We start from the raw sequence: 12784 nt of genomic DNA, 5'->3' as shown, positions 1-12784 counted from the left end.
CCAGAGATCACCGAAAAACCTGTGGGAGCGGGCTTGCTCGCGAATGCGCTCTGCCAGTCATACAAATGTTGACTGACACCATGTCTTCGCGAGCAGGCTAGCTCCCACAGGGATAGGCGGCGTGTCAGTCAATGAATAAACAGCCTTCACGGCTGTTTTTTTATGCCTATGCTTTTTGGCTCAACCCCGCCAAGAGGACAGGCCGATGACAGACTGGCTGCTGGATCAGGTCTTCGATTTCAATGGGCATCCGGTGCGCCACGCCGTGCGCGGTGACGGCCCGCCGCTGGTGTTCGTGCATGGCACACCGTTTTCATCGTATGTGTGGCACCGCATCGCGCCGCATTTCTTTGCCAGTCACCGGGTGCATTATTTCGACCTGCTGGGTTACGGGCGCTCCGCACAACCGGATGCCGATGTTTCCCTCGGCGTGCAGAATCAACTGCTCGCGCAGTTGCTCGATCACTGGAACATCCAGCGCCCGGACGTGGTCGCCCACGACTTCGGCGGCGCCACCGCGTTGCGCACGCATTTGCTCAATGACAGGGACTACCGCAGCCTGACGCTGATCGATCCGGTGGCGCTGACGCCGTGGGGTTCGCCGTTCGTGCAGCATGTGCGCCAGCATCAAGCGGCGTTCAGCGGCCTGCCCGATTACATTCAGCGCGCGATCGTTCCGACTTACATTCGCGGGGCGATTCACCGCGACATCCCCGACGCAGAACTGGCGCCCTACGTGCAACCGTGGCTCGGCGATCCCGGGCAAGCGGCGTTCTATCGGCAGATCGCGCAGATGGACGAACGCTACACCCGCGAGGCCGAACCGCTGTACCCGAGCATCCGCTGTCCGGTGCAGATTCTCTGGGGTGAAGCCGATCAGTGGATTCCCATCGAGCGGGGTCGGGCGTTGCACAAGATGATTCCTGGCGCGCTATTTCACCCCATCACCAACGCCGGCCACCTGGTCCAGGAGGACGCCCCGGAAGCGATCGTCGCCGCCCTGCTCAGATTCCTCTGACCCAACACCCATCCCTTGTGGGAGCGAGCCTGCTCGCGAAAGCGGAATATCAGCCATTGCAAATGTCGCCTGACCCGCCGCCTTCGCGAGCAGGCTCGCTCCCACATTGGGCTCGGGTGCATTCAGTTGCACCGCTTTCGCGCCAATCCATGCGCCTCGTCTATACATAACCCGCGCCAATCAGCATTTGGCACGACCACTGCAACCCAACCCGCGTCCCCCCTCTTCAGCAAGGAACGCCCCATGACGCAGAACGACCCTGGCAACGACTACCCGCTCAGCGAAGTGCCGATGCATGCCCGCAAAGGTCTGGCCTCAACCGCCATGGTGTTGCTCGGTTTCACGTTTTTCACCGCAACCATGTTCGCCGGCGGCAAGCTCGGCGTGGCGTTCAGTTTTGGCGAGATGCTGGCGGTGATCGTCGTCGGTAACCTGCTGCTCGGTCTGTATGCGGCAGGCCTCGGTTATATCGCCTTCAAGAGCGGACTTAACTCCGTGCTGATGGGGCGTTTCTGTTTTGGTGAAGTCGGCAGCAAGCTCAGTGACCTGATCCTCGGTTTCACCCAGATCGGCTGGTACGCCTGGGGCACTGCGACCGCCGCCGTGGTGCTCGGCAAATACTTCGATCTGGGGCAAGGCACAGTGCTCGGCTTGATGGTGCTGTTCGGCCTGGTGTTCTGCGCCACGGCGTATGTCGGTTATCGCGGTCTGGAGATTCTGTCGTACATCGCGGTGCCGGCGATGATGTTGCTGCTGATGCTGTCGATGTGGGTCGCGACGGTAAAAGTCGGTGGCCTCGAAGGTTTGCTCAGCGTGGTGCCGACGGGTTCGCTGGACTGGTCGACCGCGATCACGCTGGTGTTCGGCACCTTCGTCAGCGGCGCGACCCAGGCGACCAACTGGACACGCTTCTCGCGCTCGGCACGGGTTGCCGTGCTGGCGAGCCTGATCGGATTTTTCATCGGCAATGGCTTGATGGTGCTGATCGGTGCCTACGGCGCGATCGTCTATCAGCAGCCCGACGTGGTTGAAGTGTTGCTGCTGCAAGGTTTCGCCATGGCCGCAATGGCCATGCTGCTACTGAATATCTGGAGCACCCAGGACAACACCATCTACAACTTCGCCGTCGCCGGCTGCAACCTGCTGCGCACCGGCCGACGCAAAACCGTGACCCTGGCCGGCGCGGTAATCGGCACCCTGCTCGCCCTGCTGGGCATGTACGACATGCTGGTGCCGTACCTGATTCTGCTGGGCACGGTGATTCCGCCGATTGGCGGAGTGATCATGGCCGACTTTTTCTTCCGCTGGCGCGGGCGCTATCCGCGGCTGGCCGACGCACGGCTGCCGGCGTTCAACTGGCCGGGGCTGGGGGCTTACGCGGTCGGCACGCTCACTGCGTTCCACTCGCCCTGGGTCGCGCCGCTGGTAGGGATTGCCGCCGCCGCGCTAACGTATGTCATCGTCACCGGCCTGCTCGGCGCCCGTCGCGCCACCGTGCCATTACAAGACCTATAAGAAGGATTCGCCTGATGCACATCATCAACGCCCGACTGCGCAACCAGGACGGTTTGCACGAATTGCACCTGGAAGACGGCCTGATCCGCAGCATCGGCCGCCAGACCGAAGCCCCGACCCTCAACCCCGGCGACCTCGACGCCGGCGGCAATCTGGTGGTGCCGCCCTTCGTCGAACCGCACATCCACCTCGACGCCACGCTGACCGCTGGCGAGCCGCGCTGGAACATGAGCGGCACGCTGTTCGAGGGCATCGAGTGCTGGGGTGAGCGCAAAGTCACCATCACCGAAGAAGACACCAAGACCCGCGCGAAAAAGACCATCCAGGCCCTGGCCGCACACGGCATCCAGCACGTGCGCACCCACGTCGACGTCACCGATCCGCAACTCACCGCGCTCAAGGCGATGCTCGAAGTCCGCGAAGAATCCCGGCAGCTGATCGATCTGCAAATCGTCGCGTTCCCACAGGAAGGCATCGAGTCGTTCCGCAACGGTCGCGAGCTGATGGAAGAAGCGATTCGCATGGGCGCCGATGTGGTCGGCGGCATTCCGCATTTCGAGTACACCCGTGATCAGGGTGTCAGTTCGGTGAAGTTTCTGATGGACCTGGCCGAGCGCACCGGGTGCCTGGTCGATGTGCATTGCGACGAGACTGACGACCCGCACTCGCGCTTTCTTGAGGTGCTCGCCGAAGAGGCGCGCAGCCGCGACATGGGCGCGCGGGTCACCGCCAGCCACACCACGGCGATGGGTTCTTACGACAACGCTTACTGCGCCAAACTGTTCCGCCTGCTCGGGCATTCCGGGATCAGTTTCGTCTCGTGCCCGACCGAAAGCATTCACCTGCAGGGGCGCTTCGACAACTTCCCGAAACGCCGTGGCGTGACCCGCGTGAATGAATTGCTTGAAGCCGGGATGAACGTGTGTTTTGGCCAGGATTCGATCGTCGATCCTTGGTATCCGCTAGGCAACGGCAACATCCTGCGGGTGCTGGAAGCCGGGTTGCACATCTGCCACATGCTCGGTTACCGCAACCTGCAGAACGCGCTGGACCTGGTCACCGACAACAGCGCCAAGGCCATGCACTTGGGCGAGCGTTATGGCCTGGAACAGGGGCGTCCGGCGAACTTGCTGATTCTGTCGGCGGACAGCGACTACGAAGTGATCCGCAGCCAGGGCCTGCCGCTGTATTCGATTCGTGGCGGCAAGGTGCTGATGCAGCGGCAGATGCCGGTGGTGGCGTTCAGCGGCGGACAAATCTGAAACTTTTGTCAGGCTGATGGCCTCATCGCTGGCAAGCCAGCTCCCACAGTATCCAGCAGTGAACGCGTGATTTGTGTTCACCACATAACTCTGTGGGAGCTGGCTTGCCAGCGAAGGCGATTGCCGCTTCAGTCGATCAATCGAGCCGTACCAAACAGCCTGACCCGCACCAATTCGCCCTGCTCTTCTTCGAGCAACACCGGCGCCGTACCGCCCGGCATGACGACGTGCACTTCGCCGCTCGCCACCCAACCCACCGCCCATGCGGCACACGCCACCGCACTGGCACTGGTGCCGGAAGACGCCGTCGGCCCTTCGCCACGCTCGAATACTCGGGCGACGATGCGCTGCGCGGACTCAAGCGCGGCCCATTGCAGATTGATGCCCGCCGGGCATGGCTGGCCGGCGCCGGTCGGCATCGCGTAGGCGATTCGGGTCAGGCCTTCAGCCCAGGGCGATTCGCGCATTTGTGAGTTGCTCGGCAACACGGCAACGTCGGTGAGCAAGGTCACGCAATGCGGATTGCCGATGCGCACGAACTGGCTGTGCTGCCACGCGGGATCGAGCTGCGCCAATGGTTTTACATGGCTCACTTCATGACCATTGAATTCGCGGTTTTCAACATTCCGGGCGGTCACCGCTGAAGGCCCGAAGCCCGGTTGACCGAGGTTCAGCCAGAAGCCGTTCATGCCTTCAACTGTGGCCGTTTTCACCGAAGTTTCCACGGCGTCGCCCTTGTCGTGATGCACTCGCAGCGACGCCCCTTCCGCCGGCATCAACCCCTGTTCCAGCAACGACTGGGAAAAGATCGTCAGACCATTGCCGCTGCGCTCGGCCAAGGTGCCGTCGGTATTGACGATCAGCACGTCGAACGGCGCTGCCGACTGAAACGGGCCGATCAGCAGGCCATCGCTGCGATGGGATTTGCTCCCCGCCGGACGCTGCCCCTCAGGCCAGTCGCAGCACAGCGCAATGGCTGCCTGACTCCATGCCTGTCTCGACAAGGCACACTGCGCGGCACCGACAGGCAAATCGATCCCCGCCTCACGAAGTGCCTGAGGCGAAACCACCCCGTAGATATTGCCCCGTGCATCGTAAAACTGCGTCATCACTAGCCTCACTCACCTTGTCGAGCCATCACTGTAAACCGCGATCCCTTGTAGGAGTGAGCCTGCTCGCGATAGCAGTGCATCAGCCGCCATATTGATTAGCTGATACACAGTATTCGCGAGCAGGCTCGCTCCCACATTGGATGACTGGCGCTCACAAATGTCCGTTCTGTGCAAAACCCTGTGGGAGCGAGCCTGCTCGCGAAAGCGGCGTATCAGCCACCAATCTCATCGCCTGAACCACCGCATTCGCGAGCAAGCTCGCTTCCACAGGTTAGGATGTCGGCTGCACCGCCCCCGAGACTTGCGATCGAACCTCGACGCGCTATCACTGTCATTCGGGGACGCGACGTTTTTTGCCAAGGATCGATATGACCAGCCTCAACCCCCAAGACACCTTCGTCCCCGGACGCCTGCAACAGATGTCGACGCGCATCGCTTTTTTCATCGCCGGCCTCGGCATTGCCGCATGGGCGCCGCTGGTGCCGTACGCCAAGGCCCGCGCCGGACTCGACGAAGGCACGTTGGGCCTGTTGCTGCTGTGCCTGGGAGTCGGCTCGATTCTGGCGATGCCCTTGGCGGGGATTCTCGCCACGCGCTTCGGCTGCCGCAAAGTCGCCACCGGCGGCACCCTGCTGATTTGCGCGGCGCTGCCGTTGCTGGCGACGGTGTCGTCGATACCGGCGCTGATCGCCACGTTGTTCATGTTCGGTGCCGGGTTGGGCACGGTGGATTCGACCGTCAACCTGCAAGCGGTGATCGTCGAGCGGGCCAGCGGCAAGCACATGATGTCGGGGTTTCATGGCCTGTTCAGCCTCGGCGGGATTGTCGGCGCGGCCGGTGTCAGCGCCCTCCTCGGCCTCGGCCTGACGCCACTGGCGGCGATGCTGGTGGTGGTGGCGGTGTTGATCGGCGCGCTGTTCAAAGCGGTGCCGCACATGCTGCCGTACGGCAGTGAAAGCTCGGGCCCGGCATTCGCCATTCCCCACGGCATCGTGCTGTTCATCGGCGGGATGTGCTTCATCGTGTTCCTCACCGAAGGCGCAGCGCTGGACTGGAGCGCGGTGTTCCTCGCCCAGGAACGCGGGATCGACACGGCGTATGCGGGCTTGGGTTACGCCGCATTTGCCCTGACCATGACGGCGGGACGCCTGCTGGGTGACAGGGTCGTGCGCAGTGTCGGGGCCACGCGGATCATTCTGTTTGGCGGGCTGCTGGCAGCGGCAGGCCTGTTTCTGGCGACCTTCGCCCCGAGCTGGGAAGCCGCGCTGCTCGGGTATGCGCTGGTCGGCGCCGGCTGTTCGAACATCGTGCCGGTGCTGTATACGGCGGTGGGCAAGCAGACGGTGATGCCGGAAAGCATCGCGGTGCCGGCAATCACCACGCTGGGTTACGCAGGGATTCTGGCGGGGCCGGCGGTGATCGGTTTTGTCGCGCATGCCAGCAGTTTGAGTTTTGCGTTTGGCTTGATGGCGGTGTTGTTGGTGGCTGTGGCCATCGGCGGCAAGACCTTGAAAGTCTGAACATTGGCGCGGTACCTGTCAGGTTTGACAGTAGACAAGCCCTGCCCCCAATCATAGGGTTGATTTCCAGCTCTGGAGAAAAGGAAATCCGGCATGAACATTGGAACAGGATCAGTTATTGCGCTAATCACTATTCTCCAGGGATGTGCCTCCGTCAATCGATACGACTGGGGTGAAGGCACTGCCAATTTTGCGCCCGCTGAGCGCCTGGCCAATGCCGGCGGGAACTATGCGCATTGGCAAGCCATTGGCCGTGTTGAAGTTGAAGACGGCATGACCTGCTCCGGCACGCTGATTGACACTCGAGAACCCGGAGCAGTATCGCAACCCGCCTACGTGCTGACCTCCGGACACTGCACACATCCGGAGATAGGCAATAACGAGATCATCGTCAATCAACCTGCAAAGGGTCGGGTGACGTTCAATTATTTTTTCGACACGCAACCGCAAAGCCGTTCCTACACGGTCAGTCGCGTCGGCTGGAGCACGCTACGCGGTCAAGACCTCTCTATCATTGAGCTTGAACAGCCTCTGGAACAGTTGATCAGAGACGGTATCCAGCCGTTGAAACTGGCGCGGGCCCCGTTGGACAGCGAAGACGACATTCTGATCACCGGCGCGCCCATGAACGGTTTCATTCAGCGCATGGCCTGCAAACAAGAACACTCGGCGGCGATTATTGAAGGCCCATGGCGTTGGGTCGGACAACTGAGCAACCGTTGTCTCGATGTTGTCAGCGGGCTGTCAGGCTCGCCACTGCTTGCGCGTTACACCAATGAAATTGTGGGTGTGCTCGGCACCACCACTCGCGGGAGTGACCGCAATCGCTGCGACAAGGGCGCGCCCTGCGAAGTCGTGGCGGGACAGGTCAACAAACGCAGCAATACCAATTACGCCTCCACAACCGATGGGCTGGACGCCTGTTTCGCCAACGGACATTTCAATCCACGTCTGGACGGTTGTTCGCTGGGCGAGAACTGGTCGTTTCCTGGTTCGTCGCAAAACAGCGATTACATCAAGCTCGAGCGCGACGAACATGGACAAGTCGTGCCTTGGCGATGGCTGCAAACGTTCACCACAACCGCGCCTTACTACCGCTATCGCTTTACGCGCACTCTGGACGAATGTCAGAACCTTGATGGCTATAGCCAAGTGCGAACGGCTGCACCGGACGCCGATAATCAATTGAGTCATGAACTTAAAGACGGCTCAGGCTTGTACTTTCTCTGCCTGATTGGCCAACAGCGGCCTACGGACGTACCCAAGCAATGGGCCGGAAGAACACCCAGCGTCTACTGGCGCTGGATGATGGACGCGCCCGCACCGCTGAAGCCTGCCTATAAGGTCGAAGCGGTAGGTGGCGACGAATACGACATCAGGGTATTTCCGGTTTCACCGGATCTGGATCCCGCCCGATTTCAATACAAGTACGGCCAGCCCGGAAGCATCAATTGCAATGACGGGCAGGGATTTCAACGCGTATCACCCTCCACAGGCGTGTTCCATGTTTCCATTGCCAATGGCCGAAAGAACGCCTGCCTCAAAGGCGCAGACCTGGCCGGGAATCCCGGGCCGACCATCGAGTTTCTGATCCCTCAATAGCTTCAGGCTTTTTGTGGCTGAACCGTGTGAAACCGATTCAGCCACAACAGCGCCTTAGAAACCTACACTGGCCTGCACGAAGAACGTACGCGGCGCACCGACATACATCCCCGAATTGTTGTCGCTGGAGCGGGTGAAGTACTGCTTGTCGAAGACGTTTTTCACCCCGGCACCCAGTTTCAGATTCGACACTTGCGGCCCGAAGTCATACCCGCCGCGCACGTTCCAGGTCACGTAACCCGGGATGTCGCCGTACTGCCCGTCGGCCGTGCCTTCGGTGATGTAGTTGCCGTTGAAGCTGCCATCGGCGTTGACCCCGGTGCCCGGCGAGCGCTGTTTCGACTGGGCGAAACCGTCGATGTTGTAGGTCCAGCGATTGACGTCGTAACGCAAGCCCACGGTCGCCACCTGCCGCGAATAGAACGGCAGATCACGGCCCTTGAAGCCCGGAATCTCACCTTCGTAAGTCGCACGGGTGTAGGTGAAACCGGCGTTGGCGGTCAGACCGTCGAGACGCGGATCGAGCGCTGCCATGTCGTAGTGCACCGACGCTTCGATGCCCTGGTGCTTGGTCGCGCCGAGGTTGGTCCAGCCGACATCGTTGCTGATGTATTGCAGTTCGTCATCGAAGTCGATGTAGAACAGCGTCACTTCCCCGCCCTACACGTCATCGTTGTAGCGCGTACCGATCTCGTAGGTCTTGGCTTTTTCCGGTTCCAGGCCGTTGGCGGTCTGGTCACCCGAACCGCCCTGGCCAAGCTGGAAATACTGCAGGCTGCCGAACGAGGTTTCGTAGTTGGCGAACAGTTTCCACGCGTCCGACAGGTGATACATCACGCTCAGTGCCGGCAGCGGTTCGTTGCTTTCGATGCTGCGGTTTTTCTCCGGCACGCGTTTGCCTGCAGTGTCGAGCACGGCGCGGTCATGCCAGTCGGTGCTGATGTGTTCGAAGCGAATGCCCGGGGTGATGGTCCAGTTGCCGACGTCGATCTTGTTGTCGACATACACCGAGTTAGCCTCGGTGCCGCCGGTGCGGTCCTGGAACACATGACCATCGGACGTCGGCGTGACCACCGGCTGATTGTTGACCAGCGCCAGACGGCTCGACTGTTCGTGCATCGCCTCTTTCAGGTAGCGATAACCGACGCTGACTTCCTGCGTGGTCGGGCCGACGTCAAACACCCGCGACACACGCGGTTCGACACCGAGGGTGTAGTAGGAACGCGGGTACGAGCTGAGGGTTTTCTGATCGCGGGCGGCGATGGTGCTGCCGCGAAAGCTGTCGGTGTAGTAGGTGAGGATTTCTGCCTGAGTGCGCTCGTCGATCTGCCGAATCCACTTGAACGACACGTCTTTGCGCCGACCGCTGAAGTTGTCGTAATCGCGTACCGAATCATACGGTTTGTCGTCGTACTGCTTCTGCGTCAGGCCGCCGGGCATGTCGGCGCTGGCGTCGTAGTAATGAAAGTTGAGGCTGAAATCGTCCTGATCGGTCGGCGCCCAATGGGTCTTGAGCAGCACGTCGTCGATGTCGTTACCGTTGTTGCGCTCGCGGTAACCGTTGCCGTTGACCCCGGAGTACAACAGCGCCACGCCCATGCCGTTGTCGGCAGTGCCGCCGAGGAACGCCGTGTCGATGTGCTTCCAGCCGCCGTAACGGGTGGTCTCCAGGGTGGTGCCGATTTCCCCGGTGGCTTTTTCCGGAATGGCGCGGGTGACGAAGTTGATCACCCCGCCGACGTTTTGCGGGCCGTAACGCACGGAACCGGCACCGCGTACCACGTCGATACTGTCGAGGTTGCCCGAGGAGATCGGCGCCATCGACAGCTGCGGCTGGCCGTACGGCGCGAACGCGGCCGGCACGCCGTCGATCAGCACCGTGGAGCGTGGCGAGAGGCGCGAAGTCAGGCCACGCACGCCGACGTTCAGCGCGATGTCGCTGCCGCCGGTGCCGTTGGAGTCCTGCACCTGTACGCCCGGCACACGCTTGAGCACATCACTGACGTTCATCGCGCCCTGCTCGACCATGGCTTCGCGGCGGATCACCGTGCGTGCGCCCGGGTGGTTCTGCACCACGGCGGCGTCAGCGTCACCGAGCCAGTCGCCGACCACTTTGATGTCGGTCACGCCCAGTTCCAGCGGGCCATTGCTGGCGGCGGTCGCGACTGGAGCCAAAGTCACCGAGCCTTCGTTGATCTGATAGTCGAGGCCGCTGCCCTGAAGCAATTGGCGCAACGCCTGCTCGGGGGAAATGTTGCCATCGACCGCGGGTGCCTGTTTGCCGGCCACCAGTTCCGGGCTGAAAAACACTTGCAGCGAAGTTTGCTGGCCCAGTTCACTCAGGGCCTGGCCCAACGGCTGGGCGCGGATGTGAATGGCCTCGGCGGCATACGCCAGTGGCATCGCAGCGTTGACTGCCAGCGCGAGGGCCAGCGGTAACCAGGTGGATTTTTTGTTGTTGGCTGAGGTGTTTTTCACGTCGAACGTAGTCCTGTGGAGCGCAAGAGTGTGCGTCTGTTAATGCAAACCAGTTGCAGTTGAACAGGAAGACGATGAACTCGAAAAAAACCTGAATGTTATTTTGAAATTATTTCCTGACTGCCATCGGCCAGGGTTCGGACGGCCACCGGCAGGATGTTTGGCAGGGCCTTGAGCAAGGCGTCGGTGTTGTCTGATTTGAACACGCTGGTCAGGCGCAGACTGGCCACGGCCGGGTTGCTGACCGTCAGTGGCTTGTCGCGATAACGCGAAACTTCCGCTGCCACTTCGCCGAGGCTGGCGTTGTTGAACACCAGTTTGCCGCTGCGCCACGCCGTCAGTTCGGCGGGGTTGACCGCATATGCGGCGGCGACGCGACCCTCGGCATCGACGTGGGTACCGAGACCTGCCGTCAAGTTGATGAACTCGTTGTCCGGCGCATTGCGCCCCTGGACCTTTACCGTGCCCTGCTCCACCGCGACCCGGGTTTGCATGACGTCGCGGCGCACATCGAACCGCGTACCGGTCACGGTGACCTTGCCACTGCCGGCCTCGACCACGAACGGCCGCGCGGTGTCGTGCTGAACGCTGAACAGCGCCTCGCCTTCACTCAATTCGATGAGCCGCCGATCCTTCTCAAAACGCACCTGCAGACGGCTGCGGCTGTTCAGGTCGATCACCGATCCGTCCGGCAGCGCCACGTGCTTGCGCTCACCCAGCGCCGTCGCGAACTCGGCGCTGTAGCCGTCGGGGAGATTCAGACCGCTGAACAGACCGAGGCCGAGCGCCACCGCCAGCACACTGGCGGCCACGGCATAGCGCAGCAGCGGGCGACGTTCGCGACGGGCCGGCGGGGTTTCGACGAGGGACTTGAGACGTGGCGCCGGCAGCAGATCGGCCGCCGTCCACAGGCCTTGCAGCAACTGGAATTCGTCACGGTGTTGCGGATGCTGGTTCAGCCAGGCATCGAAGCGCTGCTGTTCGTCGGCGCTGATCAGCGGTTCCTTCAAACGCACAAACCAGCGTGCCGCTTCATCGCGCACCGTTGTTTGCCCGCACGCGCAATCACGGGTATCCATCATGGAATGTCCTGTCGGGCTGGGGATGAAAAGCGGCGGCCGCTCATGACTGCATGCCGTCGAGGCGATCGCGCAAGTGGCGCAGGGTGCGGATCATATACTTTTCGACCATGTTCCTCGACAGCCCAAGGCGTTCGGCGATTTCCGCCTGGGTCAGCCCTTCGATCTTCTGCCAGACGAAAATCTTCCGGCAGTTGAGCGGCAGTTCCTGCAGCGCCCGTTCGATGGAGTCGGCCAACTGGATCGCCTGCATGTAATGCTCCGGGTCGCCGGTGGACGACACACTGTGATCGATCGCCTGCGACTCCATGGCTTCCCGTCGATCCTCACGCCGATAACCGTCGACCGCGATGTTGCGTGCGGTCTGGTGCAGATACGCCCGTGGCTGCTGCACCGCCGCCGAATCGGATTCGAGCACCCGCACAAAGGTGTCGTGCGCCAGATCCTCGGCCTGCGCGCGATTGCGCAGACGCCGGGTCCAGGTGCCGATCAACTCTTCGTAATGCTCGAAAAAGCCGGGTCTGCGGGGCAGCATGGGGTTCATAACGGCGTGCTGTGGAAAGGGCGTGAATAGTAATGCTTCCTATTAAGGCCGGCAATTCATTCCTTGGAGACCCGATCCGCCGTTCATCTCCAGGTCATCGTGCTTTTGCAATAACCTCACTCATGTATTGATGCAGATCGCGAAAATCCTGAACGCTCCAGGCGTGCGGCGCGATCTTCACGCCGTTGTCCTGCAAGGTTTTTGGAATCAGGTTTCCATTGGGACGAAGGATGATCGAGGACACGATGACGCCCGGATAATCCTTAAGGCGTTTCTTGAAGGTGGCTGTTGTCAGGTCAGGCGTTGGCGGATTGCTTTTATTGGCCAATGGCCCGGTTGCCTTGATATCGGCGCCGTGGCACACAGCACAGCGCTGGACATAAAGATTTTTGCCGTTGGCATTTTCTGCCACGGACAGGGAGGTCTGAATGACTGATAACAAAGCGAATAAGGCGACGAGGGTTGTTTTCATTTTTATAAAGGGTCAGAGGCTGAAACGGACGGCGCACAGCTAAGCACACATCAGGAAGCCAATTTCCACGTATCGAGAAATTGCCGGGCAGCGACTCACGTCGTCGAGTTTTTCGCAGCCGTCCCACCTATTGTGTAAAATGCCGCCCGGGTGCCACCGCAACAACGCGGCAGGGCAGGTTT

9 protein-coding genes and 1 pseudogene are annotated in these 12784 nt (G+C 61.2%); 5 read left to right on the top strand and 5 right to left on the bottom strand.

Going from position 1 to position 12784, the window contains the following annotated elements:
- The first annotated feature begins 205 nt into the window (after window positions 1–205).
- The 3 genes from ACM6I7_RS00665 (at window position 206) to codA (ending at window position 3795) form a co-directional block, all read left to right on the top strand.
- Window positions 206–1018, top strand: coding sequence for an alpha/beta fold hydrolase (locus ACM6I7_RS00665; protein WP_414887775.1), 813 nt, complete (start codon window positions 206–208; stop codon window positions 1016–1018).
- 243 nt (window positions 1019–1261) lie between these two features.
- Window positions 1262–2533, top strand: coding sequence for a cytosine permease (gene codB, locus ACM6I7_RS00660; RefSeq protein ID WP_414887774.1), 1272 nt, complete (start codon window positions 1262–1264; stop codon window positions 2531–2533).
- A gap of 14 nt (window positions 2534–2547) precedes the next feature.
- The gene (codA, locus tag ACM6I7_RS00655) at window positions 2548–3795 is read left to right on the top strand and encodes a cytosine deaminase (protein WP_414887773.1); all 1248 of its coding nucleotides are present in this window, start codon (window positions 2548–2550) and stop codon (window positions 3793–3795) included.
- Between the two features lie 128 nt (window positions 3796–3923).
- On the opposite strand, the gene ACM6I7_RS00650 is transcribed toward codA, so the two are convergent.
- Window positions 3924–4904, bottom strand: a complete 981-nt coding sequence (locus ACM6I7_RS00650; RefSeq protein ID WP_414887772.1) for a diaminopimelate epimerase — start codon at window positions 4902–4904, stop codon at window positions 3924–3926.
- Window positions 4905–5275: 371 nt separating this feature from the next.
- Here ACM6I7_RS00650 and ACM6I7_RS00645 point away from each other — a divergent pair, with 371 nt between their 5' ends.
- Window positions 5276–6427 carry an MFS transporter gene (locus ACM6I7_RS00645; RefSeq protein WP_096797129.1) on the top strand — a complete coding sequence of 384 codons (1152 nt, stop codon included), beginning with the start codon at window positions 5276–5278 and terminating at the stop codon, window positions 6425–6427.
- A gap of 93 nt (window positions 6428–6520) precedes the next feature.
- Entirely contained in the window at window positions 6521–8029 is a 1509-nt protein-coding gene (locus tag ACM6I7_RS00640) for a trypsin-like serine peptidase (protein ID WP_414887771.1), read from the top strand.
- Between the two features lie 54 nt (window positions 8030–8083).
- On the opposite strand, the pseudogene ACM6I7_RS00635 reads toward ACM6I7_RS00640, so the two are convergent.
- The 4 genes and pseudogenes from ACM6I7_RS00635 to ACM6I7_RS00620 form a co-directional block, all read right to left on the bottom strand.
- Window positions 8084–10507: pseudogene (locus ACM6I7_RS00635) on the bottom strand (TonB-dependent siderophore receptor).
- Between the two features lie 98 nt (window positions 10508–10605).
- A complete protein-coding gene (locus tag ACM6I7_RS00630; RefSeq protein ID WP_414887770.1) occupies window positions 10606–11589 on the bottom strand; it encodes a FecR family protein in 984 nt (327 codons plus the stop codon).
- Window positions 11590–11629: 40 nt separating this feature from the next.
- On the bottom strand, window positions 11630–12130 hold the full coding sequence (locus ACM6I7_RS00625) for a sigma-70 family RNA polymerase sigma factor (RefSeq protein WP_003223490.1): 501 nt from the start codon (window positions 12128–12130) through the stop codon (window positions 11630–11632).
- 94 nt (window positions 12131–12224) lie between these two features.
- Window positions 12225–12602 (bottom strand): c-type cytochrome, encoded by a 378-nt coding sequence (locus ACM6I7_RS00620; RefSeq protein ID WP_027614010.1) that lies wholly within the window; start codon window positions 12600–12602, stop codon window positions 12225–12227.
- Window positions 12603–12784: the final 182 nt, after the last annotated feature.

Origin of the sequence: Pseudomonas sp. IT-93MI4 (assembly GCF_949767635.1) — a bacterium.
In the GTDB taxonomy this organism is placed as follows: domain Bacteria; phylum Pseudomonadota; class Gammaproteobacteria; order Pseudomonadales; family Pseudomonadaceae; genus Aquipseudomonas; species Aquipseudomonas putida_A.
The sequence above is the reverse complement of the archived record's forward strand: the minus strand, read 5'-3'. Positions and strand labels throughout refer to the sequence as shown.